23 protein-coding genes and 1 pseudogene are annotated in these 23,724 nt (G+C 71.0%); 4 read left to right on the top strand and 20 right to left on the bottom strand.

What is annotated here, in order from left to right:
• Positions 1-204 precede the first annotated feature (204 nt).
• From OV079_RS15270 to nadB, 6 genes are all read right to left on the bottom strand, one after another.
• Positions 205-1,488, bottom strand: coding sequence for a hypothetical protein (locus OV079_RS15270; RefSeq protein ID WP_267769319.1), 1,284 nt, complete (start codon positions 1,486-1,488; stop codon positions 205-207).
• 524 nt (positions 1,489-2,012) lie between these two features.
• Positions 2,013-2,360 carry a hypothetical protein gene (locus OV079_RS15265; RefSeq protein ID WP_267769318.1) on the bottom strand — a complete coding sequence of 116 codons (348 nt, stop codon included), beginning with the start codon at positions 2,358-2,360 and terminating at the stop codon, positions 2,013-2,015.
• Positions 2,361-2,888: a macro domain-containing protein gene (locus tag OV079_RS15260; RefSeq protein WP_267769316.1), complete on the bottom strand. Its 528-nt coding sequence runs from the start codon at positions 2,886-2,888 to the stop codon at positions 2,361-2,363.
• A gap of 13 nt (positions 2,889-2,901) precedes the next feature.
• Positions 2,902-3,393, bottom strand: coding sequence for a CarD family transcriptional regulator (locus tag OV079_RS15255; RefSeq protein ID WP_096333423.1), 492 nt, complete (start codon positions 3,391-3,393; stop codon positions 2,902-2,904).
• A gap of 461 nt (positions 3,394-3,854) precedes the next feature.
• Positions 3,855-4,226 (bottom strand): hypothetical protein, encoded by a 372-nt coding sequence (locus tag OV079_RS15250; RefSeq protein WP_267769315.1) that lies wholly within the window; start codon positions 4,224-4,226, stop codon positions 3,855-3,857.
• A 341-nt stretch (positions 4,227-4,567) separates the two neighbouring features.
• On the bottom strand, positions 4,568-6,181 hold the full coding sequence (gene nadB, locus OV079_RS15245; RefSeq protein WP_267769314.1) for an L-aspartate oxidase: 1,614 nt from the start codon (positions 6,179-6,181) through the stop codon (positions 4,568-4,570).
• 71 nt (positions 6,182-6,252) lie between these two features.
• On the opposite strand from nadB, the gene OV079_RS15240 reads away from it, so the two are divergent.
• The 4 genes from OV079_RS15240 (at position 6,253) to OV079_RS15225 (ending at position 8,953) form a co-directional block, all read left to right on the top strand.
• Positions 6,253-6,708 (top strand): lysozyme family protein, encoded by a 456-nt coding sequence (locus OV079_RS15240; protein ID WP_267769312.1) that lies wholly within the window; start codon positions 6,253-6,255, stop codon positions 6,706-6,708.
• Complete coding sequence (locus OV079_RS15235; protein ID WP_267769310.1) at positions 6,699-7,013, top strand: lytic transglycosylase domain-containing protein; 315 nt, start codon at positions 6,699-6,701, stop codon at positions 7,011-7,013. The genes OV079_RS15240 and OV079_RS15235 overlap by 10 nt, the downstream gene beginning before the upstream one ends.
• A 78-nt stretch (positions 7,014-7,091) precedes the next feature.
• A complete protein-coding gene (gene pgsA, locus OV079_RS15230; RefSeq protein WP_267769309.1) occupies positions 7,092-7,691 on the top strand; it encodes a CDP-diacylglycerol--glycerol-3-phosphate 3-phosphatidyltransferase in 600 nt (199 codons plus the stop codon).
• The gene (locus tag OV079_RS15225) at positions 7,688-8,953 is read left to right on the top strand and encodes a chorismate-binding protein (protein ID WP_267769308.1); all 1,266 of its coding nucleotides are present in this window, start codon (positions 7,688-7,690) and stop codon (positions 8,951-8,953) included. The genes pgsA and OV079_RS15225 overlap by 4 nt, the downstream gene beginning before the upstream one ends.
• 499 nt (positions 8,954-9,452) lie before the next feature.
• Here the strand turns inward: OV079_RS15225 and OV079_RS57925 are convergent.
• From OV079_RS57925 to OV079_RS15155, 14 genes and pseudogenes are all read right to left on the bottom strand, one after another.
• Positions 9,453-9,917: pseudogene (locus OV079_RS57925) on the bottom strand (signal peptidase II); the annotation flags it as partial.
• A 424-nt stretch (positions 9,918-10,341) separates the two neighbouring features.
• The gene (gene lspA, locus OV079_RS15215; protein ID WP_267769306.1) at positions 10,342-10,878 is read right to left on the bottom strand and encodes a signal peptidase II; all 537 of its coding nucleotides are present in this window, start codon (positions 10,876-10,878) and stop codon (positions 10,342-10,344) included.
• Between the two features lie 531 nt (positions 10,879-11,409).
• Complete coding sequence (locus OV079_RS15210; protein ID WP_267769305.1) at positions 11,410-12,231, bottom strand: hypothetical protein; 822 nt, start codon at positions 12,229-12,231, stop codon at positions 11,410-11,412.
• A gap of 116 nt (positions 12,232-12,347) precedes the next feature.
• Positions 12,348-12,575, bottom strand: coding sequence for a Rossmann-fold NAD(P)-binding domain-containing protein (locus OV079_RS15205; protein ID WP_267769304.1), 228 nt, complete (start codon positions 12,573-12,575; stop codon positions 12,348-12,350).
• The gene (locus tag OV079_RS15200; RefSeq protein ID WP_267769302.1) at positions 12,572-13,159 is read right to left on the bottom strand and encodes an NAD-dependent epimerase/dehydratase family protein; all 588 of its coding nucleotides are present in this window, start codon (positions 13,157-13,159) and stop codon (positions 12,572-12,574) included. Before OV079_RS15200 ends, OV079_RS15205 begins: the two co-directional genes overlap by 4 nt.
• A 79-nt stretch (positions 13,160-13,238) precedes the next feature.
• A complete protein-coding gene (locus OV079_RS15195) occupies positions 13,239-13,820 on the bottom strand; it encodes a hypothetical protein (RefSeq protein WP_267769301.1) in 582 nt (193 codons plus the stop codon).
• A gap of 404 nt (positions 13,821-14,224) precedes the next feature.
• Positions 14,225-14,746 carry a hypothetical protein gene (locus OV079_RS15190; protein ID WP_267769299.1) on the bottom strand — a complete coding sequence of 174 codons (522 nt, stop codon included), beginning with the start codon at positions 14,744-14,746 and terminating at the stop codon, positions 14,225-14,227.
• Positions 14,747-14,921: 175 nt separating this feature from the next.
• Positions 14,922-15,833 carry an NAD-dependent epimerase/dehydratase family protein gene (locus tag OV079_RS15185; RefSeq protein WP_267769296.1) on the bottom strand — a complete coding sequence of 304 codons (912 nt, stop codon included), beginning with the start codon at positions 15,831-15,833 and terminating at the stop codon, positions 14,922-14,924.
• Entirely contained in the window at positions 15,830-16,582 is a 753-nt protein-coding gene (locus OV079_RS15180; RefSeq protein ID WP_267769294.1) for a lysophospholipid acyltransferase family protein, read from the bottom strand. The genes OV079_RS15185 and OV079_RS15180 overlap by 4 nt, the downstream gene beginning before the upstream one ends.
• Positions 16,583-16,964: 382 nt before the next feature.
• A complete protein-coding gene (locus OV079_RS15175; RefSeq protein WP_267769293.1) occupies positions 16,965-18,062 on the bottom strand; it encodes a DUF4215 domain-containing protein in 1,098 nt (365 codons plus the stop codon).
• Between the two features lie 154 nt (positions 18,063-18,216).
• Complete coding sequence (gene sucD, locus OV079_RS15170) at positions 18,217-19,110, bottom strand: succinate--CoA ligase subunit alpha (protein WP_267769291.1); 894 nt, start codon at positions 19,108-19,110, stop codon at positions 18,217-18,219.
• The gene (gene sucC, locus OV079_RS15165) at positions 19,107-20,306 is read right to left on the bottom strand and encodes an ADP-forming succinate--CoA ligase subunit beta (protein ID WP_267769290.1); all 1,200 of its coding nucleotides are present in this window, start codon (positions 20,304-20,306) and stop codon (positions 19,107-19,109) included. The genes sucD and sucC overlap by 4 nt, the downstream gene beginning before the upstream one ends.
• Positions 20,306-21,271: a malate dehydrogenase gene (gene mdh / locus OV079_RS15160; protein ID WP_267769289.1), complete on the bottom strand. Its 966-nt coding sequence runs from the start codon at positions 21,269-21,271 to the stop codon at positions 20,306-20,308. Before mdh ends, sucC begins: the two co-directional genes overlap by 1 nt.
• 178 nt (positions 21,272-21,449) lie before the next feature.
• Positions 21,450-23,258 carry a M20/M25/M40 family metallo-hydrolase gene (locus tag OV079_RS15155; protein ID WP_267769288.1) on the bottom strand — a complete coding sequence of 603 codons (1,809 nt, stop codon included), beginning with the start codon at positions 23,256-23,258 and terminating at the stop codon, positions 21,450-21,452.
• Between the last annotated feature and the right edge of the window lie 466 nt (positions 23,259-23,724).

Raw genomic sequence — 23,724 nt, 5'->3', positions numbered from 1 at the left:
CGTCTCACTCGGATTACGAGGTTTGGCGTCCGAACTAGCATCCGCGCTCGCCGGGCAAGCCTGCGGTCAAGGCTTTTCGCCGGCCACGCTAACACCAGCTTCGGAAAAAGCTACGTTGGAGACACCGGACACGCTGCGCGCTGAGTGCGCAGCGCCGCACGAGTCTCCCGGGACCTGGCCGCCCGACCCTGCTCGCATCCCGCGTCACCGCAGCAGGGCGTAGGCCGACGTCACCAGCAAATTGGCGATCGCCAGGGGCATCGCGGCCCGCTCGAGAAAGAAGAGAGCAGCGCGCACGCGAGCCGGTGGCCGGCGCGTGCAGCCGCTGCACGAACCACACGACCGCAGCGATCTTCGCCGCCGCCACGACTGCGCCGATGAACAGCACGAGGCCGTGGCCGCTGCCGGCGAGCGCCGCCGCGGGCAAACCACCGCCGAGGAAACAGGCGACGAACGCCGCTGCGAAGGCGAGTCGCTCGAGCCGTCCTGCCGGCGGCGCGGCCGCGGCCGCGAGGGCCACGGCAGCGGCGATGGGTTGCACGAAGATTCCCCAAGAGGAGGGATCGCAGCTCCGCCGACGAGCCCCGCTGCTTGCTCCCCCACGAGCCGCCGTGGATCGAGAGTCCCAAAGGCCAGCAACGGACCGGCGAATGCGGCGGCGAGGGCGAGGTCGCGCGACGCGAGGCGGCGGGCCAGCGCAGCCCGGTCGACGAGGCGACCGAGGCCGGCGAACACGAGGGCGACGAGATAGACGAGCCAGCCTTCACCGACGGCGATCAGCGACAGCGAAGCACCGCCCCGACCCACGGCGCACTGCTCGACGTCCGCCGCCGAGAGGCTGCTGCCGACGCCGTCGAAGCACAGGCCGGGACCGAACGGGAACAGCGCCAGGGCGGCGAGCACGGGCAGCCAGGTGGTCCAGTTCAGCCGGGTGCGACGCGTCGAGATCCACGCCAGCGCGACGAGCGCGAGCGCCAGGGCGGTGCGGATCGCCGTGCGCCGCAGATCGCTCGCGAGGTCGGGCGGCTCCCAGCGGAGCTCGACGATCTGGGGCGCCTCTCCCGCCGCAAAGAGGAGGCGCGCGCTGCCGGAGCGAGAGGCGCCGGCGCGATCGAAGTGGTCGCGGTCGACGCGGAGGCGCAGGCTCACGGCTCCGCCGGCAGCGATCTCCCGCGGGTACTCGCGGTTCTCGATCGAGAAGGCGCCCCAGTCGGGGGTGCGGGTGTCGAAGCGGATCCGCGTCAACGGCACGGGCGCCGCGCCGTGATTCACGAGCCGCAGCTCGAGACGCTCCGCCGCCGGCGTGAACACGAGGGTCCCCGGTTCGGGGCGCACGCCCGTCGGCGGCGCGCCGCAGCCGAGCGCGAGCGCGACGAAGAGGACGCAAGGCGCGGTGGGCGAGGTCGCGGCGCGGAGGAGGTTGCGACGCGGAAGCGGCGAGCTCGCGTGCGCGACCAGCGAAGTGGACGGTAGCGATGCGACGTCCACCGACGCGATCTCAGGCGAGGTGCTCGTGTTTGCTTCGAGGGCGCGAAGAAGTGGAAGCGGCGACGCAGTATCGGGCGAGGAGCTCGCCAGCGTCTCAGCGAGACCGCGCATGGCCGAAGCGGACGGAAGCGGCGATTCGACCTCGGGCGGGGCGCTCGCGCTTGCGTCGAGGTTGCGAGGAAGTGCGAGCGGCGATGCGACCTCGAGCCGAGTGCTCGCGCTTGCTTCGGAGCTGCGAAGAAAGAGAGGCGGTGAGACGACCGCGAGCGAGGAGCTCGCAGACAGCTCGTCGACGCCTGGCAGGGCCGAAGCGGGCGGGTGCAGCGGGAAGTCCTGCCCCGCGACCTCGAGCGAGGAGCTCGCACGAACCTCGAAGTCGCGAAGCTGCGACTGGAGCTCGCGCGACATGTCGTCCGGCACAGCGACGTCGCCGACGCTTCGGGCACGACCATTCGCCGAGACGCGCAGCGCGACGTCGCCGCTCGCCGACGCGGGCGCAGGCGAGGCGGCAGCGCGCGGGCGGATCATGGCGCGCGGGTCAGCGAGGGCCACGCGATCGCGGTCGCCAAGCCCAGCAGACCGAGGCCGGCGGCGCTGACCCAAAGGGCAGGTCCTTCCGGACATGTCGTGCTGGACAGACAGACCGCGGCGGTCGGCGCGAACAGGACCAGGGCCAGCGCGAGCGCGAAGCCGAGGCCGGCGAGCGCGAGGAGGCCGCCGGTGTCGACGGGCTGGCGCGGGCGCAGCTGCACCAAGCCCTCGCCGGCGTCGGGCGCGGCTTGCTGCCTCGCCCGGGCGCGGACCAGGCCGGCGAGGACCCCGATGAGCCCGACGGCTGCGACGAGCGGCAGGTAGTCGAGCAGGGGGCCCATTTACGGGATGTTCCCTTCCATGGCCAGCTCGAACACCTCGACGTCGTCGGCGTCCTTGGCCATGAGGAAGGCGCGGAGCGGGCGGTCGCCGCGGTAGACCTTGAGCTCGCTGTGGATCGCGCGAGCCGCTTCCTCGGCCGGGATCCCGAGTTCAAACGCACCCATCAACGGGACGGCGACGCTCGTGAAGCCCTTGACCTTGCAGGCCACCAGCACGGCCGCGGTCGCGCGCAGGACGTCCTCGACCTGGACGCGGCCGCCGGGGCGATCGGTGTTGGGCACGTGGATGAGGTACTTCGCCTTCATCTTGCCGGCCGGCGTCACGAACGCGGCGCCGATCGCCAGCGGGGTGTGCTCCTTCACCATCGCCTCGATCTCGCGACCGGCGAGGTCGCGGATCTTGTTGGCCGGGAAGTGACTCATCACGCCCTCGGAGTTGGTCGGACAGACGAAGGCGTCGACCGCGATCTGCTCCCAGGGCAAGGTCGAGATCTGGATCTCGACGGACTCATTGATGTCGGTGGCCACGCGCGGACCTTACTCAAGCCTGCAGCATCGAGTCCAGCTCGGCGGCGATCGCGGACTCGGGCTCGTTGCGGACGGTCGAGAGCTCACGAATGACCAGGTTCCGGGCGGTCTGCAGCATCTGCCGCTCGCCGTGCGAGAGGTTCTTGGTGTGCTTGAGGAGGCTCAGATCGCGGTACACCTCGCCGACCTCGAACAGCGAACCCGTGCGGATCTTCTCCATGAAGCCGCGGTAGCGCCGGTTCCAGGTCTGGCGATCGCACGGGACCTCGTGGTCGCGCAGCAGATCGTAGAGCTCGTCGATCATCTCGCCGTCGGCGAGGGGACGCATGCCGTTCTCTTCGGCCTTGGCCACCGGCACGATGATCTTCAGGCCGGAGCCGAGGACGCGCAGGTGATAGAACTGGAAGGGGCGCGACTCGATGATTTTCGTCTCGAGGGCCATGACCTCGGCGACACCGTGAGTCGGGTAAACGGCCTTCTCACCAACGTTGAATCGGGGTTGCATCGGCAGTTCGTCTCCAGGCGTTTGCGCGCGCCCCTCTGCACCTCTTGTGCCGCCGACTCGTCGACGGGCGTCGTGGGGACGATTTCCCCACCTTCAGGGTAGTTCGGGACAGTTGGGCCCGGTGCAGTCGGGCTCGGCGCGTCGGCGCAGGGTGCTCCTTAGCGGAAAAAAGGCCCAGGGGGCCGATCGGGGCGATCCTGCGGGTGACGGCGCCGCCTGTGGATGGCGCGGCGGAAAGGGCGAAGAAGCAGCGACAAGCCAAGGGGGTCGGAATTCGGACGGCCGCCCGGACACCGGTCGGCCACTTGCCGGCCATCGCGAGGCCAGCAGTCAGGTGGCTACTGCAGGTGGCTACGATTGTGGCCACCCCGGACGAGCGGGTTTGCCCGCCTGTCGGGCAAAGTAGATAGCAGCCGGGTAAGGCGCGTCCAGTGAAAAGAACGGTGTGAACCTGGCATATCTCACTGCAGGGCCACGATCCGCCATCCCTGAGGAGTCTGCTCGAGCGTCAGGGCGCGCCCGGGCTCGTAGCGCAGGATCGCGCGTTCCATCCCCGGCGTGAACTCAATTGCCCCAGGTTGCTTCAGGAGTTGCTCCAGAAGGTCGGCGCGGCGGTTCCAGTCGTCGCGGAGGCGCGAAGAGAGATCGTCTGCGAGCAGCGCGGAAAGCGCGCCGAGATCGGCCCGCCGGACGGCGGTCAAAAAGGCCCGAATCGCGCTGGCCGGGGTCGAGAGGTCCGGCAAGCCCGGCAGGCCGGTCACGATCTGGTAATGACCGCCGACCTGCGCCCAGGCGAGGACGGCGCCGTCGTGGATGGTCTCGCCGCCCCGCATCGGCGTCTTGAGCGCCGGCGGCAGCGTGTCGAGCGCGGCCTTGGCCGCCGAGCGCTCGGCTGCCTGCGCTTTCCAGCGCGCCGTGAACGCCTCCTTCGAGGTCGCGGCGCGCAGCTCGGGCTGAGCAGGGCGTACGCAGCGGCCGGATCGTCGGCGGCCAGAGCGCGGGCATAGGCGTCGCGCAACGCTTCGGGGCTGCGCGCGCCGCCACCGCCGCGACAGGCCAGCAGCAGCAGACCGACGAGCAACAAGGACGAGCGGCGACGTACGGGCCGCCGAATGCCGGGTGCGCGGAGCGTGGGCAAGGCTCGATGGATTCCTGTCACAAAGGCCAGGTCGGCTCAGGCCTTGGGCCCGCTGCGCTTGTCGAGGATGATGTCGTGCGCGTACTCGTCGCGCGTGGTCGGGTAGTCGATCGTGTAGTGGAGGCCGCGCGACTCCTTGCGCTGGCGGGCGCACTCGATGATGAGGCTGCCGACCAGAGAGATGTTGCGCAGCTCGAGCACGTCGCGGGTGACGCGGAATTTCCAGTAGTACTCGAGGATCTCCTCGCGGATGAGGTCGAGCCGCCGCCGCCCGCGCTCGAGCCGCTTGTCCGAGCGGACGATGCCGACGAAGTTCCACATGGCGGCGCGCACCTCTTCCCAGTTGGCCGAGACCATGACCGCCTCGTCCGACTCGCGCGCGGCGCCCTCGTTCCACGGGCTGACGTGGTCGGGCGGGCCGCGGCCGAAGTCGTCGCAGGCCTGAGCGGCGCCGTCGGCGAGGACGACCGCCTCGAGCAGACTGTTGGAGGCCAGGCGGCAGGCGCCGTGGAGGCCGCTCATGGCGACCTCGCCGATCGCCATCAGCCCGGGGACGTCGGTGCGGCCGTGGCGATCGACGACGATGCCGCCGCACATGTAGTGGGCCGCGGGGACCACGGGGATCGGGTCCTTGCGCATGTCGATGCCGACCGACATGCAGCGGGCGTGGATCGCCGGGAAGCGGCTGACCACGTAGTCGGGATCGAGGTGCGTCATGTCGAGGAACACGCAGCGCTCGCCCGACCGCTTGAGCTCGGCGTCGATCTCGCGGGCGACCACGTCGCGCGGGGCGAGCGAGCCCATCGGGTGCCGCTCGGCCATGAGGTCGCTGCCGTCGGCCCGCCGCAGGATGCCGCCCTCGCCGCGCAGCGCCTCGGAGATCAAGAAGGTGTTGGCGTCGGGGTGGTGCAGGCAGGTCGGGTGGAACTGCATGAACTCGAGGTTGCCGACCGAGGCGCCGATCCGGTAGGCGACCGCGACGCCGTCGGCGGTGGCGACCGCCGGGTTGGTCGTATAGCGGTAAACGCGGCCGGCCTCGCCGGTGGCGAGGACCGTGATCGGGGCGACGAAAGCCTCGACGCGATCGGCGGCGTTGTTGAGGGCATACACGCCGAAGCAGCCGCGGCTGCCGTCGACCTTGGTCCAGCTCAGGAGGTCGATGACGGTGTGGTGCTCGTGGATCGTGATGTTCGGGTGGGCGTGCGCGGCCGCCAGCAGGGCGCGCTCGATCTCGTAGCCGGTGGTGTCGCGGTGATGCACCACGCGGCGGCGCGAGTGGCCGCCCTCCCGCCCGAGCTCGAAGGGGGCGTGCTCGTCGCCGCCGACGCGGTCGAAGTGGACGCCGTAGCGCTCGGCCAGGCGCCTCACGAGGGTGGGCCCGCGCTGGACGGCGTAGGTGACCATGTCACGGTTGCACAGGCCGGCGCCGACGGTCAGCGTGTCCTCGATGTGCTCCTCGAGCGAGTCGTCGCCCGCGAACACGGCCGAGATCCCGCCCTGGGCCCAGCGGGTGTTGCTGGACTCGGCGCGGTGCTTGGTGAGGATCACCACCGGCCCGCGATCCGCGACCTCGAGGGCGAAGTAGAGGCCCGCGAGCCCGCTGCCGAGCACGAGGTAGCGCGCGTGGTGGATCGGCGTGCTGGCAATCATGGTGCTGGGGCGAAAGTAGCAGAGCGGCGGGGCCGGTCGACAAGGGTCCGCCGCGGCGATAGGCTGGGCCCGTGGGAGCAGAACGGCCCATGTCGCGGCGGCAGGCCTGGCAGGTGCAGGGCGCCTGCGCGGCGGTGCTGGCGGCGATTTTGAGCGCGCATCCGGGGCCGGTCGGCGCGGCCGAGCCGAGCTACCGCCGCTACACGGACGCGCAGGGGGTGGTCCACGTGACGCCGGTGCGCGCTGTCGGCGCGGGACGGCGCGAGGTCGAGGAGATGCCGGGCAGCGGCGGCGAAGGCGGGGCGCCGAAGACGGCGGCGGCCGAGGCGGAACCATCGGCGCCGCGCCGAGATCCGCAGGTCGAGGTCGCAGAGGCGCTGGCCGACGAACGCTCGCGCCGCTGGGAGACGCACATCCGCGGGGCGGCGCGGCTGTATCAGCTGCCGGAGTCGCTGGTGCGCGCGGTGATTCACACCGAGAGCAACTACTATCCCGGGCGGTCAGCAGCACCGGGGCGATGGGGCTGATGCAGCTGATGCCGTCGACTGCGCGCTTCCTCGGGGTCCAGCAGCCGTTCGAGCCGCGCCAGAGCATCTACGGCGGGGCCAAGTTCCTGCGCCTCCTGGCCAACCGGTTCGGCGGCGACATGGTGCTGGTGGCGGCCGGTTATTTCTCGGGGGCCGGCGCGGTGCAGAAGTACGGCGGGGTACCGCCACACCCGGGGGTGCGTGCGTACGTGAAGGCGGTCCTGCGCCGGTTCTATGCGTACGAGCGGCTGCTTCAGGACGGGGCCGGCGGGGCGAGCCCCGCGCGGGCGATCGCCGGACCGTGAGCCGCCGCCGATCTCGCAAGACCTCGCGTCTTGTCTTGGACCTGGCCCGAGCTTCGCGGTAGGCTCCCGCGGCTTTCTGTGAAGAGGTACGAAGGCTTCCGCCGGGAGATCCTGAATCTCCCCAACATGATCACCATCGGCCGGGTGTTCCTCATCCCGCCGGTGCTCATGCTGATCGACAAGACCGATCCGTGGCGCTGCGTGCTCGCGTCGCTGCTGTTCACGGTCGCGTCGCTGCTCGACCTGATCGACGGCTGGCTGGCCCGCCGCTCCGGCCTGGTGACGGTGTTCGGCAAGTTCGTCGATCCGCTCGCCGACAAGATCATGGTGGCGGCGGTGCTCATCTATCTGGTGATGGACGACCGCGCGCCCGCCTGGCTGGTGGTGCTGCTGCTGACCCGCGAGTTCTACATCAACGGCCTGCGCTCGCTCGCCAGCTCGGAGAACATCATCATCGCTGCCAGCGCCGGTGGTAAGGCGAAGACGGCGTTCCAGCTGACGGGCATCTCGTTCCTGCTGATGCACTTCCGCTACCGCCTGCCGGGCATCGAGGAAGCGCTCGACTTCCATCGCGTCGGCCTGGTGCTGCTCGGGCTGTCGGTGTTCGTGTCGATCAAGAGCGCGGTCGACTACACGTTCGGCTTCCGCGAGGCGCTGGCGCAGAAGAACGCCGAGTGAGCCGGGCGCGCCAGATCGCGGCGCTGGCCGCGTCGGAGCCGGGCGGCGCGCTGGCGTGGCTCGACGGTGGGGCGGGGCGAGGGTTCGTGGCGCTCGAGCCCGACCTCGAGGTGGTGGCCGACGACCTGTCGGCGTTGCCGACGATCGAGGCGCTCTGGCGGGCCGAGCCGACGCTGCCGTGGTTCGGTTGGCTGACGTACGAGGTCGGCACTGCGGCGCTGCTCGGCCGCCCGCCGACGACGGCGAGCTTGCCGGGGCTGGTGCTCCGCCGCTACCGGGCGGCGCTCGAGCTCGGGGCGCGCGAACGGATCCACGGGGACGCTTGCGCGGGGGCGGAGCTGCTGGCGCGGCTGGCGACCGCTACCTGGCCTTGGGGACAGGACTGGCCGCTCGGTCCGGTCGAGGCGCTGGTCGCTGCCGAGGACTACCGGGGGCGCGTGCGCCGGGCGCAGGAGTTCATCGCGGCCGGGGAGACGTACCAGATCAACCTGACGCAGCCGTTCGTGGCCAGGTGGCTGCCGGAATGGGCGAGTCGGCCGGTGGCGGCCAGGGCGGCGGCCGTGTACGCGGCGGTGCAGGCGGCGACGCCGGCGAGCATGGGCGGCCTGCTGGCGATCGAGCCCGGGCGGCCGTGCGGGCGCTGGGCGATCTCCAATTCGCCGGAGACGCTGCTGGCGATCGAGCTGGGGGCGGGAGAAGACGGGGGCGACCTGGCGCGCTCGTGGCCGATCAAGGGGACGCGCCCGCGAGGGGCCGATCCCGGGAGCGATCGGGCGGCTCAGGAAGAGTTGCAGCGGAGCATCAAAGATCTCGCTGAACATGTGATGATCGTTGATCTTGTGCGCAACGACCTGGGCCGGCTCGCGCGCCCGGGTTCGGTCCGCGCGCCGGCCCGGCCCGAGCTGGTGACGCTGCCGACGGTGCATCACCTGGTGTCGGAGGTCCGCTGCACGCTGCGCGAGGGATGGACGCTGGCGGAGGTGATGGCCGCGGTATTCCCGGGCGGGAGCGTGACGGGAGCCCCCAAGCGACGCACGGCCGAACACATCGAGCGGCTCGAGCAGCGCGCTCGCGGGATCTACTGCGGGGCGATCGTGGCGCTGCTGCCCGACGGGCTGCGCTGCAGCATCCCGATCCGCACCGGAGTGGCCGACGCAGCCGGGCTGTGGCTGCAGAGCGGCGGGGGGATCGTGACCGACTCCGACCCGGAGGCCGAACGCCGCGAGTGCTGGGACAAAGTGCGCGCGTTCGAGCGGTCCTGAGCGGCAGGCTTCGGCAGCCCGGTGAGCTGCTTGGAAGACAGGGCGAAAAACGCGGGCGACGGCGCGCCAGGAAGCGCGGGAGCCTGATCGCGTCGCGCAGGCGGGCCCTCTGGGCCGCTGACCCGGTTTTGCGACGAAGCGCGCAAGAAGCTTGGGCCGAGGGGCGCTTGCCGGGCAGGCGGGCCGAGGGGCGCTTGCCGGGCAGGCGGGCCGAGGGGCGCTTGCCGGGCAGCGGCCGAGGAGGGGGCCTTGCGTGGAGGCGTCGGGCGCGTCTCGGCTCAGAGGGGGCTTGCCGCGGAATGGGGCGCGAGGTCCAGGGTCGGGGGCCCAGGGCATGAATCGAGCCTGGCTGGCCTCCGAAGATAGAGCTTGGTCGCGGCTCAGGGGCGGGCTTCGCCTCGGGCGTATTCTCTTTGGTTTCAGGCGGTTGTGCGTGAAACATCAAGTACGGGATGAGCAACAGGACGCCGATGACGAGGGCGATGTCGGCGACGTTGAAGTTCGGCCAGCACAGACCGCGAGGGTTCCACGGGGAGCACACGCGGATGAAGTCGACCACGCCGTGGGTGAGGTTGCCGTGGAAGTCGGTGTCCTGGCGCAGCAGGCGGTCGTGCATGTTGCCGAGGGCGCCGCCGATGATGCAGCCGATGGCGAAGAAGCCGTAGAGGCGGTCGGTCGGCAGCTTGCGGACGAGGGCGGCCATGTAGACGACCGTCACCAGGGTGACGACGATGAACAGGGGCCGCGAGAAGTCCTGGCCGCGCAGGAAGCCGAAGGCGGAGCCGGTGTTGAAGCTGTAGGACCAGTGGAACCAGTTGCCGATCGCGGCAATCTGCCGGTTCGGCGGCCGGAGGTTGTCCCAGGCCCAGCTCTTGGTCACGAGATCGAGGATCAGAAACACCGCGGCTGCGGACGCGGTGACGAGGATCGGCCGGAGCCGGTTCGATGCTGGCGTGTCGCTCATGTAGGGCCGAAAACCTGGCCAGTGTACCCGAGGCACCAGGGCGAGCAAGCGCAGCCGCCGCTGCTCCGCGGGCCGCAGAGACGGTCGGAAGGGCAGCCGAGAAGGGTTGCGGGTAGGTGGCGCGGTCGCCGCTGCGCGCGCTGACGGATCCAGGATTCGCGGTTCGAGGGGCTGAGCACGACCGCTGAGCGCGACATCCGACCGTCGGTGCGCGGCAGCACGAGGTCCCGAGGGGTGGGGACGTCGAGGCGCGGCAGGGCGGAGGGCGGAGGGTCGGCGCCTCAAGGTGGCAGCACGAGGTCCGACGGGTGGGGACGTCGTGGCGCGGCGCGACTGGCGATGCGTCACCATAGGCGGCACGCAGGCCCGCGGCCGTGGGGCGATACGGCATTGTCAGGTGCCGCAAGTCGCGGCAGTACGAGGCTCAGGCGGAGGGCCGATGGTCGGCGGCGGCTTCGGTGCGCGGCAGCACGAGCAGGAACAGGAGCACCCCTGCGACCAGGACGGCGTCGGCGATGTTGAAGGCCGGCCAGGTCTTGCCGCCCCACAGGTAGACGACGATGAAGTCGACCACGCAGTAGTCGCCGGCGTAGACCCGGACCAGGCGGTCGTGGAGGTTGCCGAGGGCGCCGCCGGCGATCAGACCGATGGCGATGAAGGCGGCCCGGCTGGTGGTCGGCAAGGTCCGCGCGAGGTGGACGAGGTAGCCGACCGCGGCCAGGGTGATGACGATGAAGAAGTAGCGCGCCCAGTCGACGTCGTTGAGGAACCCGAAGGCAGAGCCGGGATTGCAGGCGAAGTCGAAGTGCAGCAGCTTGTCGCTGACCTTCCAGGCGGCCTGGTCTCGCAGGTTGTTCCAGACCCACGCCTTGCTCCAAAGGTCGAGGCCGAGGCTGAGACCTGCGATCACCGCTGCGAGGGCGATCCGCGGTCCGCGTGTGGGTTCGGGTGGGGCGGCCATGGCGGGCGCGGAGCATACCAGGGTCGCGCCCGCAGTGAACCCGTTCGCGAGGCGAGATCCGTGACGTCGACCTCGCACGCACGCCGCGCCTCCGAAGCCGCGGCTCCAGGGACCTCGAAGGGCGGCGCTCGACGTACGCGACGGTGCGTCCCGTTCGCGCTTGCTCGGTGGCGATCCCGGGAGGACAGGCGATGTTCCGCTGCGCGCCGACCGGCGAGGGCCACGGCCGGACGCGAACCGACAGAGCGGAGGAGGCTTCGAGCGCCGCGGGTTCCGACGGAGCAGGCGCAGTCAGGCGAGGCGCGCATGGGCCTCGGGGAGCCTTGAACTCGCCGTGAGCGTCTTGTGGTGGGCGAGGGTCAGCGTCGGCCGGTGGTGAGCACGTTGGCGATCGCCAGGTAGTTCGATGCGGGGGTGCTCGCCCGCTGTTGGGCCTGCTTGCTCACCCTCATCGTGGGTCCCCTGCTTCGAATTCGACGCAGAGCCAGGCGCCGCGGGGGCAGAGACGTCGTGCTTTCCTGCGGCGAGCCCTCAGGCGCGCTGGAGCAGATCGAACAGGGCCGGGCGGCGGCGGCGGGGCCACGTCGAGCGCGGATGGGCGAGCGCTCGCCGGCCGCGAGAGACCCGCTGATCCATGGCCTGGCGCGTCATGCCGTCGAGGGCGACCGGGCGCTCGGCCTGCAGTTCGGTGAGCTCGCGCCGCTCCTCGCCCAGGAGCGCGGCCAGGGCGTTCTCCAGCAGGACGGCCTCGGGCAGGCGGAGCTCGCGGAGGGCGGCGCGGAGGCGGGCGCGCATGCGCAGCTCCTCGCGGGTGTCCTCGCCGGTGTCGCGCAGCTCCTCGGCGCGCGACTGGGCGTCGCGGGCGAGCGACACCGAGGCTGACGCGAGCAGGACGGTCAGCGGGCGAACTTCGGGATCGGCGAGCTCGGGGTGATGGAGGAGCGTCGCGACCTCGGTGTAGGCGATCGCGTCGACGTCGGACTCTTCGCCGCCGACGACCTCGAACTCCTCGCCCCGAAACGCGGTGACGAACAGGCGCAGACGGATGGCCTCGAACACCAGCAGCTTCGCCAGCGCGGCCTGGAGGGCGCTGCGCCGGTCGTCGTCGCCGCCGCGGGCGAAGTCGACGAGCATGTGCTGCAGCGGCGGATTGCCGACTCCGTTGGCGGCGAGCCGCGCCCATGGCTCCAACTCCTCCGGAATTTCGAGGAAGAGGGCGTCGCGCAGGCCCTGGTGGAAGCTCTGCAGCGCCGGGAAACGCGGGTCGCGGACCGCGGTCAACAAAGAAAGGCCCTGGCGGCGCGCGCGCAGGGCCTCGTCGGCGAGGACGTCGAGCTCGGTCTGGAGCTCCACCACATCAAGGGGGCGGCGACGCCGCCACCGGCCGGGAGAGGAAGGAGGTGGGTGACGGCGGCGGCGACGTTCATGGCGTGCTCAGGGTTCGAACCACCCGCCCGAGGCACGCAAGATCAGGGGCTCGCCGGGGTGTGAGAGGGATGCCGGAGGGCCACGCGCAGCAGCGTCTTCAGGCGCGCGTTGCCGACCCGCTTGCCGATCGCGGCCGGACCCGCGGGCCGCTCCCACCGCGGGGGCGGTCGCCCGGCGAGGGCGGCGAGGCGAGCGAAGATCTCGCGCCGCGGGGTGTGGTCGTCGTCGACGACGTTGATGACGCCGCGCTCGTCCGGCGCGAGGGTCAAGGCGGCGAGGACGGCCTGCACTGCGTCCTCGCAATGGATGAGGTTGGTCGGCTGCATGCCGTCGCCCGCGAGGACTGCGTCGTCGCCGGCGCCGCGGTAGAGGCGGAACAGCTCGCGACCCGGACCGTAGAGGCCGCCGAGGCGGAGGATCGTCCATGGCACTGCGTGGCGCGTGCAGGTGTCTCGCACCAGCCCTCGGCCTCGCGCTGCACGCGACCTCGCGGCTCGTCGGGCCACTCGCGGCAGTCGTCGTCGAGCCACGCGTCGCGGTCGGGCAGGGCCGAGGTGGACGAGGTGTAGACGAGGCGGGTGAGCGGGAGGGTGACCGCGGCGGCGAGCAGGCGCCGGGTGCCCTCGACGTAGAGCTCGCGGCGGTCCTGCTGCTTGCCGGGGGCGTAGCAGACGACCAGCGACTGCACGCCGGCGAGGACCGCGGCGATGTCGGCCGGGGCGAGTGCGGCGACGTCGAGCGGGCGGAGCTCGATGCCTTCCGGGACATGTCCTTGCGGCCATGTCCCGGAGCGCGTGGTCGCAAGGACAGGCGGATCGCCGACGCCCCCGGTCGCCGCGAGCGCGGCGGCCACGGGGGCGCCGAGGAACCCGGCGCCGACGACGGCGACCGGGCGAGCGAGAGGGACGCGCCGCTGGGCACGCGCGGCTCGCTCAGAACGACACGCCGCCGCCGAGCAGGAGGTTCAGGCGGGCGATGAAGAAGGCCGGGCAGGCGCCGGGGGCGGCGCCGCAGCCGTAGCCGTAGCGCGGGCCGAAGCTCATGTCGAACTGCGGGAACTGCAGCCACACGATCCAGCGGTCGTCGAGCATGAGCTTGAGACCGACGCCGAACTGCAGGTTCGCGGCGTGGTTCGTGTAGTGGTAGTAGGCGCCGTTGTAGTAGTTCCAGCGGTCCGACAGCAGGTGGTAGCCCAGCGAGACGTTCGGGGAGATGTAGAGGCCGAGGTCGCGCTTGACCTGGATGTCGTAGGTGAACTTGGGCGCGATGACGAAGCCGAAGCGACGGTAGCCGAACTCCTCGTTGAGGAGGACGCCCAGCGCCGGACCGGAGGCGTTGCCGCTGAAGTGGCCGCTGAACTCCTGCGTCAGCTTGAACGAGCCCCAGTAGCCGAAGCCGCCGTAGCGACAGGGGAAGCCGGGTGCTCCGCAGCCGGGGCCGTAGTAGCCGGCGTCGTAGTAGTACGACGAGCCGCCGATGCCCCACGAGGGGCCGATGCCGAACAGGAACTGCATCGGGCGAGTGCCTGGTCGCAGCACTCGCGGAACGGCCGCTTCAGCGTTCGAGGGGGCGACCGTGCTGCCGAGGAGGGCGGCGCCGAGCGCCGCGGTGGCGAGGCCGAAGCGACGTCGGCGACGACCAGTAGTGACAGGCAGGGGACGGTCCGAGGTGGTGGCCTGGGTCATGGAGACTCCTGCGAGCGAGGGAAGGGGCACGCTCCGTAGACCGGGGCGCGCGCAGTGATTCTAACGTGTCTTGCGGCAAGCACGGAAGTTCGGGGTTGCTCGGAGAAACTCCCGGGGGTGAAGGCACCCAAGGCACTGCCGCCGACGCGAGTGTGATCTACGCTGCGGTCGGTGCCAGGTGATCGAGGCGACGAGGCGGCGATAAGCATTCGTGCGCAGACGCGCACGGCTCGTCACCAGCGGCTCGCCGCGGCGATCGAGACGCGTCGGCTCGAGCGCCGGCGGCGAGCGAAGATCCTGGCGATCTGGGCGGCCTTGTCGACGATCGCCGTCATCGTCACCGCGCTCATCCGTGGGGTGTTTGACCCGCTCGAGCTGGTGTTTTTTGCGAGCACGCTGGGGACGATCGCGTTCGCGTCGTTCTCGGGGTGCTCGCTCGCCCGCTGCCGATGATGGAGCGGCAGGCGCTGGCGGGCGCGGACGCGGCGCTGGCCCTGGACCACCTGCCGCCTCGCGTGGCCGAGCTGGCCCGAGAGACACGCGCTGCGGCTCGCGGTCGAGGCCGCCGATCCGGCCGACGCGGCGATCGACGCCTGGGTGTGGAGCTGGATCCGCAGCGTCCGCGAGCTCGGGCCCGAGGAGCGCGAGCTCGTCGCCCACGTCGGGATCTCGACCCACGACGTCGAGGCGGTGCTGCTCGGCGAGGCGCTCGACGCCGGCCCGGCGGACAGCCCTGCGCTGCCGGCCAGGCGCACGGCGGGCGGGGTCCGCGGCTGGCGCCGGTCGAGCTGGCGGTGCTGGTGCGCCGGGTCGAGCTGCTGGCGGAGCACTTCGAGGCGTTCGAGGTGGCGCTGCTGCGCTACCGCCCGGGGACCTACCGCGGGTCCTGAGGGACATGTCTGTCCCGACATGTCCTCCGCGACATGTCCTTCAGGACTCGCGAAAGCTGACCATGACGGCGTGGGCGTCGTGCTTGTGCTCGAAGTTGGTGGCGCGGCGGAAGGCGGTGGCGTCGACGACGATCGGGTGCTTGATGTGGGCGACGGCGCCGGGCGGCAGGTAGGGCAGGCCGAAGCGGCCGGCGCTGTACTTGAAGAGCGGCTCGGGGATCGGGATCGGCTGGCGGCCGGTGCCGCGGGCCAGCGTCGACAGCGGGACGGGCGGCGGGCCGGCGACGTTGTAGATCCCGCTCAGCTGGTGATCGACGGCGCGCACGATCGCCTCGACGCCGTCCTCGTCGTGCATGAAGTGGTAGAGCGGATCGAAGCCGAGGATCGTCGGCACCCGCGGGCCGGCGAGGAAGCTGGCGAGGGTGCCGCGGTGCGTCGGGCCGAGCATGTAGACCATGCGCAGGACGGCGGTCTTGAGCCCGGGCCAGCGCCACAGCGCGGCGGCGGCGAACAGGTCGGCGGCGACCAGGTCGGCCAGCTCGGGGAAGGTCGAGACGGCCAGCGGCGGCTCCTCCTCGGTGCGGTACAGCGGCGCGTCGGGGGCGGCGCCGTAGATCGTGTGGCGGCCGACGAACACGGCCTGCTTGACGCCGAACTCGTGGCAGTACTCGAACACGAGGCGGGTGCCGTGGAGGTTGATGCGCAGCCGCTCCTCGGCGCTGGCGGTGAAGTGGGTGATCGTCGCCATGTGGATGACGACGTCGGGCCGGTGCTGGCGGAACACGTCGGCGGCCGGCCGCTTGCGCACGTCGGTCTGAAACACGTGCACGCCCTCGGGCGCGTCGGGCCAGGGGCGGCGGTCGATGCCGAGGATCTCGTCGCCGCGGGCGCGCAGGCGCAGGGCGACCATGCGCGCGTGGGCGCCGTTGATGCCGGTGATCAAGATCTTCATGGTTCGGAGTCGGTGTCGGTCGGGCCGGAGGTCGAGGAGGGCGCGGCGGAGGACGAGCCGGACGAGCTGTCCTCGGGTTCCTGTGCGAAAGTTCCGTCGGTGCGCTGGCGGTGGAGCGCGCAGCCGCGGAGGACCAGCAGCTTGACGACGCTCTTGACCTGCTCGACGTAGCCCTCGATGACCTCGTCGGGCTCGCGGCCGGTGCCGGGGAAGTGCATCGGCTTGCCGTAGTGGATCTCGCAGCCGAGCGGCAGCGGGAACGGCACGAGGTACGGTGGGACCGGCCAGTAGGGGGCGCCGACGATCTTGGCCAGCGTCTTGGCGTGGTAGATGGTGGGGAGGGCCTCCTCGCCGCCGATGAAGGCGAAGGGGACGATCGGCGCGCCGGTCTGCAGGGCGATCCGCATGAAGCCGGTGCCGAACTGGACCAGGCGGTAGCGATCCTTGAAGAGCTTGCCGGTGCCGCGCGCGCCCTCGGGGAAGATCATGAGCAGGCGGCCGTCCTGCAGCAGCCGCAAGGCGTGCTCGGGCAGGCCGGGGAGCTGACCGACGCGCGAGAACCACTCGGACACGAAGGGCCAGTTGCCGGCGAACTTCTCGACCATGCCGGTGGCGTGGCGCGGGAGGTCGCGGGCGAAGAACAACGATGCGAGCACCATGCCGCCGTCGACCGGCAGACCGCCGGAGTGGTTGCCGACGAGCATCGCGCCGCCGCGCTCCGGCACGTTGTCGATGCCGAAGCACTTCACCCGGAAGTATCTTGTAGAAGACCTCGAGCATCGAATAGAAGACGCCGAGGTGCTTCTTGGAGATCCCGAACGGATCCATGCCGTATTGATTGAACGGTAGCTCGAGACGTTCGAGGCGGTCCCGGACGTCGCGGCTGGTGAGAGTCTCGAGGCGGAACGGTCCCATCCGGCTCGCAGAAGTCTCAGGCGGCGCGGGTCCTGAAGCAAGTCGCACGCGAGAAGCCGCGGCGAGCGAGGTTCTGTGCGGCTCAGGACGCTGCGGTCCGGACCGCGCGCCGGGGCGGAACCACTGCCCAGGCCGCGGCATTTCGAGCGGCGCTCGCATGCCCTCGCGCGCCCGGGCGCGGGCGCGAGGGCGACGCGAAACGACCCCCGGGCCGCGCTAGGGCGTGCACTTCAGCGTGGCGCCGATGATGGTCGAGCTGGCGTTGCCGCCGTGCGAGGTCTTGATCTGGGCGACCTGATAATAAACGGTCTTGGCGATGCCGAAGTCGGGGAGCGGGCCGAGCGAGATGCGCGGGTCCTCGCCGCCGAGCTCGATGGGGACGCCGATGTTCGAACACGGGAAGCCGCCGGCCTCGAGCGGCTGCCCGAGGGTGAAGGCGGTGGCCTTCGCGGCGGGGTCGCCGGTGCGCAGCTTGCAGAACACGTCGGCGTCGGCCTGGTCGCAGCCCGACGCGCCGCCCCACGAGCAGGTGCCGGCGCAGTACAGCTGGGGGACCGACGAGAAGTCGTAGATGCAGTCCTCGGTGCAGCCGACGCCGGCGTGCGGATCTTTGCCGTCGCAGTACTCGAAGCCCTTGGGCTGGTTGATGTCGACCTTGTCGACGATGCCGTCGCCGCAGTGCGGGCCGAGCTTGCCGCAGCCGGGCGCGCAGCCGTTGTAGTTGTTGTCGTTGAAGCCGTCGTCGCAGGCCTCGACGCCGCCCCAGATGAGGCCGTCGCCGCAGGCGGCGGCGACACAACCCTCGAGGCAGGCGTCGTCGTCCTTGGTGTTGCCGTCGTCGCACTCCTCGCCGGGCTGGGCCCAGCCGTCGCCGCACACCGGGAACAGGCACTCGGCGGTGCAGTCGTCGGTGCTGTCCTGGTTGCCGTCGTCGCAGTCCTCGCCCTCGTGCATGATGCCGTCGCCGCACTCGGGCGGCCGACACTTCGAGGTGCAGCCGTCGAGGTCGTCGGCGTTGCCGTCGTCGCACAGCTCGTCGCCCTCCGGGACGCCGTTGCCGCACTCGCCGACGGGCTCGGTGGTGGAGGTGGTGGGCTCGCTGGTAGGGCCCTGCGAGGTGACGCCGGTGTCGGTGGGATCGGTGGTCGCGGTGCCGTCGGTGTCGACGGTGGTCGGATGGCCGGTGACGGTCTGGATGCCGGTCTCCTCGTCCTCGGTGGTCGAGCCGGTGGTCGAGGTCGGTGACCCGGTGGTCATCATGTTCTGCGTCGGTGTGCAGGCCGCGAGCGCCAGCATCCATCCCAATCTGCGCATATCCGAACGTTAGGCCGGCCTCTGCGCGTTTGCAAGCGTGTTTGCCGCGCGCGTCGACGCGAACGTCGAGCGAGCGCAACTCCGCGCCGAACAAACACGAAAGGCCCGGATGTCACCAGGACATCGCGGGCCCGCGCGTGCACGGTGTCGATGCTTACGCGCTGGTCTTGGCCCCGAGCACGCGGGCCATGGTCGAGCCGAGGTCGGAGGGCGTGTCGGCGATCGACACGCCGGCCTCGCGCAGCGCGGCCAGCTTGGCGTCGGCGGTGCCCTTGCCGCCCGAGATGATGGCGCCCGCGTGGCCCATGCGCTTGCCCGGAGGCGCGGTGACGCCGGCGATGAAGCCGACCACCGGCTTGGTGACGTGCTCGCGAATGAAGGCCGCGCCGTCCTCTTCGGCCGAGCCGCCGATCTCGCCGATCATGATGATGCCCTCGGTCTCCGGGTCGTCCTGGAACAACTTGAGGCAGTCGACGAAGTTGGTGCCGTTGACCGGATCACCGCCGATGCCGATGGCGGTGCTCTGGCCGAGGCCGAGCGTGGTCAGCTGATGCACGGCCTCGTAGGTGAGGGTGCCGGAGCGCGAGACGACGCCGACGCGGCCGGGGGTGTGGATGTAGCCGGGCATGATGCCGATCCGGCACTGCTTCGGCGTGATGATGCCGGGGCAGTTGGGGCCGAGCAGGCGCGAGCCGGGCTTGTCCTGCAGGAACCGCTTGGCCTTGACCATGTCGGCCACCGGGATGCCCTCGGTGATGCAGACGATCAGCGGCACGCCGGCGTCCGCGGCCTCCATGATCGCGTCGGCGGCGAACGGCGGCGGCACGAAGATGACGCTGGCGTTGGCGCCGGTCTTCTCGACGGCGTCGCGCACGGTGTGGAACACCGGGACGCGGCCGTTCAGCACGGTCTCGCCGCCCTTGCCGGGCGTGACGCCGCCGACGACCTGGGTGCCGTAGGCGAGCGACTGCTCGGCGTGGAAGAGGCCGACCTTGCCGGTGATGCCCTGGACGATGAGGCGGGTGTTCTTGTCGACGAGGACGCTCATGGCTGGACAAGCTCCACGATCTTGGTGGCTGCGTCGCGCAGGCTGCTGGCGGTGGTGATCGCAAGACCGCTCTCGTCGAGCATCTTCTTGCCGAGCTCGACGTTGGTGCCCTCGAGGCGGACGACCAGCGGGACCTTGAGGCCGACTTCCTTGACGGCCGCGATCACGCCGGTGGCGATCGTGTCGCACTTCATGATGCCGCCGAAGATGTTGACGAGGATGCCGCGCACGTTCGGATCGCGGGTGATGATCTTGAACGCCGCGGTCACGCGCTCGGCCGTGGCGCCGCCGCCGACGTCGAGGAAGTTGGCCGGCTTGGCGCCGACGTACTGGATGATGTCCATGGTCGCCATCGCCAGGCCGGCGCCGTTGACCATGCAGCCGATGTTGCCGTCGAGCTTGACGTAGCTGAGGTCCCAGCTCTTGGCCTCGAGCTCGCTCGGGTCCTCCTCGTTGGGGTCCCGCAGCTCCTCGAGCTCCTTGTGGCGGAAGGTCGCGTTGTCGTCGAACGAGACCTTGCTGTCGAGCGCGAGCACCTGGTCGTCGCCGGTGACGACGAGCGGGTTGACCTCGAGCAGGGCGCAGTCGAGGCGGTCGTAGGCGGCCGCGAGCGCCAGCAGGAACTTGACGAAGCGCGGGGCGACCGGGTCGACGAGGCCGAGCGCGTAGGCCAGCTTGCGCGCCTGGAACGCCTGCAGGCCGACGGCCGGGTCGATGGACTCCTTGAGGATCTTCTCCGGCGTGTGCGCGGCGACCTCCTCGATGTCCATGCCGCCCTCGGTCGAGGCCATGACGGTGTTGCGACCGGTGGCGCGATCGAGGGTGATGGCGATGTAGAGCTCGCGGGCGATGTTCATGCCCTGCTCGACGAGGACGCGCTGGACCTTCTTGCCCTCGGGACCGGTCTGGATGGTCACGAGGGTGTTGCCCAGCATCTTCTCGGCGATCTGCGCCGCGTCCTCGGCCGACTTGACGACCTTGACGCCGCCGACCTCGGGCTGCTCGACGAAGCGGCCCTTGCCGCGCCCGCCGGCGTGGATCTGCGACTTGACGACGACGACCGGGTTGCCGGTGCGCTGGATCAGGTCGGCCGCGACGAGCTTGACCTCGCCGGGGGTGAACGCGACGCCGCCCTGCGGGACCGGCACGCCGAGGCCGCGCAGCAGCTCCTTGCCTTGGTACTCGTGGATCTTCATCAGGTCGCCTGGCCTTTCCCGTAGGGCAGGAGGGCCACCAGCTCGCGCACGGCGTTGGCCGAGACCTCGAGCATGCCCTTCTCCTTGTCGCCGAGCTTCATCTCGATGACCTTCTCGACGCCGCCCTTGCCGAGCACGCACGGGACGCCGATGAAGAGGTCGCTGTAGCCGTACTCGCCACCCAGCAGCGCGGCGCACGGGAGCACGCGCTTGCGGTCGCGGACGATCGACTCGACCATCGCCACCGAGGCCGCCGCCGGCGCGTAGTAGCCGGAGTAGCCGAGCAGGCCGACGATCTCGCCGCCGCCGCCGCGCGTGCGCTGGATGATGGCGTCGATCTTGTCCTGCGGCAGCAGCTCGGTCAGCGGGATGCCGGCCACCGAGGTGTGGCTCGGCAGCGGGACCATGGTGTCGCCGTGGCCGCCGAGGACCATGCCGTGGATGTCGTCGACGCTGACGTTCAGCGCCTCGGAGATGAAGTACTTGTAGCGCGCCGTGTCGAGCACGCCGGCCATGCCGATCACGCGCTCCTTGGGGAAGCCCGACTCGGCGTACATGACGTGGCACATGGCGTCGAGCGGGTTCGAGACGCAGATCAGCACCGCGTTCGGCGAGCGGCTGGCGATCTCGCGGGTCACGCCGCCGACGATCTTGCGGTTGATCTCGACGAGCTCGTCGCGGCTGGTGAACTTGCCGGTGACCGGGTCCTTCTTGCGCGGCACGCCGGCGGTGATCACGACGACATCGCTGTCGGCCGTCTCGTCGTAGCCGTTGCTGCCGACGATCTTGAGGTCGAAGCCCATGACCGGCGCGGCCTCGGCGAGGTCGAGCGCCTTGCCCTGCGGTACGCCCTGGGCGATGTCGACGAGGACGATGTCGCCGAGGTGCTTCTGGGCGGCCCAGTGTGCGGCCGTCGCTCCGACGTTGCCGGCTCCCACGATCGTGATCTTGTTGCGGCGTGACATGTGCGAGATCTTTCCCCTAGGAGGTCCGCGCTGCATATACCAGCCGCGGAGGCATCGGAGCAACGGCGGCGAAGCGGCCGATGAACGCTGATCTCGCGCTCCTCCGCGGATCTCCGGCAAAGGTGCGACGATCGCGCCGGTCGCGGACGGACGACCGACGCCGAATCGGACCCGGCGACTACCGACGCGTGGGAGCCGCCGGTGTGATGGTCAGCTCGACCTTCGCCCCCTCGCGATCGACGACCACCGGGACGGCGACGCCCGGCTGCAGCTCGCCGAAGCAGGCCATGTAGTCGTCGATGTTGTGGATCTCGCGCTTGCCGATCTTGACGATGATGTCGCCGGCCTTGAGCCCGGCGGCCTCGGCGGGGCTCTGCGGGCGGACGCCCGTGAGCTTCATGCCGTCGACGTTGGCGGCGTAGTCGGGGACGGTGCCGAGCGAGACGCGGAAGCCGCCGCCGCGCGGGGCCGCGGCCGCGATCTTCTTGAAGTCGAGGACGGGCCGCTCGCGCTGCATCAAGGCGACCAGGCGGACGCTGAGGTCGGCGATCGCGACGGCGCCGTCGAGGTTGATCTTGTCGAAGTCGTCGGTCGGCCGGTGATAGTCGTCGTGGGCGCCGCTGAAGAAGTGGAGGACCGGGATGTCGGCGGCGTAGTAGCTGGCCTGGTCGGAGGCGCCGAAGCCGTCCTCGCTCGGCTTGATGACGAGGGTCCGCGCGGCGTCCCGCGGGTCGACCTTGGCGCGGTCGAGCAGGCCCGGCCAGGCGCTGCTGGTGCCGGTGCCGACGACGACGACGGTGTTGTCGCGCACGCGCCCGACCATGTCGAAGTTGAGCATGGCGACGATGTCCTTGCGCGCCTCGGGCGCGAGCGACTCGACGACGCGCTTGCTGCCCAGGAGGCCCATCTCCTCGGCGGCGAAGGCGACGAACTGGAGGTCGAAGGGCCGCGCCTCGGGCGGCAACTGGGCGAGCGCCGCGGCGACGCCGAGCAGGGCGGCGACGCCGGAGGCGTTGTCGTCGGCTCCGTTGTGGATGGCGTCGACGCCGGGCGCGAGCGAGGAGTTGCTGCCGCGGCCGAGGTGGTCCATGTGCGCGCCGAGGACGATGCGCTTGAACCTGTCCCTTGAGCAGGGCGGCGACGTTGGCGGTGGTGGCGGTGACGCGCTGGACGGGGCTGTGCAGCGAGCCCTTGACGACGGCGCCGGGCTTGAGGCCGCCGTGCGGGTCGTCGGCGGTGACGGGGCCCTTCTTGCCGAAGGCCTTGAGGAGGTCGGGGGTGCCGGCGGCGGACACGGCGAGCGCGGGCGCTGGAGGTCGTTGGCCTCGCCGTGGTTGGGGTACGGGACGGTGGCGTCGGGCTCCCACAAGATGAAGCCGACCGCGCCGCGATCGCGGGCGGCGATGACCTTCGACTGCACGCGGGTCTTGGCCGGATCGAGGTGAGGGTCGGCCGGGGCGCCGCTGCGCGCGACGACGATGGCGCCCTTCACCTTGTCGAGCAGCTTGGCGTAGTCGCCGCTGTCGGGGGTGTCGCCGGGGATGCCGTGGCCGACGTAGACGATCCTGGCGCCGACCGGGGCGGCGCTGGCGGCGGCGAAGGGGACGAGGGTGTGCGCGACGGGCCTGCCGCCGAGCTGGAGGACGCTCTGCTCGCCGGAGCGGAGGGCGACGCCGTCGGTGAACTCGAAGCTCTGACGGAAGCTGTCCCCAAAGCCAGGCCCGAGGCCGAGCTGACGGAAGGCCTGCTCGATGTGCTCCTCGACCCGCTGGTCGGCGGCGGTGCCGGGTGGGCGGCCCTCCTGGGCGTCGTCGGCGAGGAAGGCGAGGTGCCCGCGCAGGCGCTCCGGTTGGACCGGGGGCGGGTCCTGCGAGGCGGAGCGCGGGGGGTCGTTCGCGGCGGGCTGGCTCGTCGGGGCCTGCGTGGACTGCTCGGGCCGGCAGGCGAGCAAGGAGGCGAGGAGGAGCCAGGAGGCGCGGGACGACATGGGGCGAAGGATGCGCGAGCGCAGGCGAGCGGCGCAAGAGGTGGGAACCCGGGCGGGCGGCGCGGTCGAGCTGTCCTCGGAGACATGACCTTCCGGACTCGTGGCGGGCGCGGCGCCGGCGGGTCGGACGGGGAGGTCGTGATGGGACTTACGCGCGCGTGGGGGGTCTTCAAGAGGATTAGGATTTTCGTGAGGATCGGGAGGTGCGGGAATTGCTTGCGGAAGCGACAGATGCGGCGTCGCTCCGGGCTGCGATTCACGGTGACGAGTCTCCGCGCGGAGATGGCCGCCGGGAGTCGGCCGCCGAGGAGGCAGGCGCGTACGACGGCGGGCGCCGTGAGGGCGAGGCTGACCGAAGAGGCAGGTTCAGGTCGGGCCGGGCTGAAGATGCTCCGGGGCGACGCGCGGGCCCGCTCGCGGGCAGGCGGCCGAGCAGGCGCCGGCGCTGCACCGTCGTGGGGCGAAG

Origin of the sequence: Nannocystis pusilla (assembly GCF_026626665.1) — a bacterium.
GTDB lineage: Bacteria > Myxococcota_A > Polyangia > Nannocystales > Nannocystaceae > Nannocystis > Nannocystis pusilla.
The sequence above is the reverse complement of the archived record's forward strand: the minus strand, read 5'-3'. Positions and strand labels throughout refer to the sequence as shown.

What these genes read in the sequence shown, in the direction of transcription:
- OV079_RS15265 (WP_267769318.1), bottom strand. Translation starts at nt 2,360, where the DNA reads ATGGGCCCCCTGCTCGACTACCTGCCGCTCGTCGCAGCCGTCGGGCTC.
- OV079_RS15255 (WP_096333423.1), bottom strand. Translation starts at nt 3,393, where the DNA reads ATGCAACCCCGATTCAACGTTGGTGAGAAGGCCGTTTACCCGACTCAC.
- OV079_RS15250 (WP_267769315.1), bottom strand. Translation starts at nt 4,226, where the DNA reads ATGCGGGGCGGCGAGACCATCCACGACGGCGCCGTCCTCGCCTGGGCG.
- nadB (WP_267769314.1), bottom strand. Translation starts at nt 6,181, where the DNA reads ATGATTGCCAGCACGCCGATCCACCACGCGCGCTACCTCGTGCTCGGC.
- OV079_RS15235 (WP_267769310.1), top strand. Translation starts at nt 6,699, where the DNA reads ATGGGGCTGATGCAGCTGATGCCGTCGACTGCGCGCTTCCTCGGGGTC.
- lspA (WP_267769306.1), bottom strand. Translation starts at nt 10,878, where the DNA reads ATGGCCGCCCCACCCGAACCCACACGCGGACCGCGGATCGCCCTCGCA.
- OV079_RS15195 (WP_267769301.1), bottom strand. Translation starts at nt 13,820, where the DNA reads ATGCAGTTCCTGTTCGGCATCGGCCCCTCGTGGGGCATCGGCGGCTCG.
- OV079_RS15185 (WP_267769296.1), bottom strand. Translation starts at nt 15,833, where the DNA reads ATGAAGATCTTGATCACCGGCATCAACGGCGCCCACGCGCGCATGGTC.
- OV079_RS15175 (WP_267769293.1), bottom strand. Translation starts at nt 18,062, where the DNA reads ATGCGCAGATTGGGATGGATGCTGGCGCTCGCGGCCTGCACACCGACG.
- sucD (WP_267769291.1), bottom strand. Translation starts at nt 19,110, where the DNA reads ATGAGCGTCCTCGTCGACAAGAACACCCGCCTCATCGTCCAGGGCATC.
- sucC (WP_267769290.1), bottom strand. Translation starts at nt 20,306, where the DNA reads ATGAAGATCCACGAGTACCAAGGCAAGGAGCTGCTGCGCGGCCTCGGC.
- mdh (WP_267769289.1), bottom strand. Translation starts at nt 21,271, where the DNA reads ATGTCACGCCGCAACAAGATCACGATCGTGGGAGCCGGCAACGTCGGA.
- OV079_RS15155 (WP_267769288.1), bottom strand. Translation starts at nt 23,258, where the DNA reads ATGTCGTCCCGCGCCTCCTGGCTCCTCCTCGCCTCCTTGCTCGCCTGC.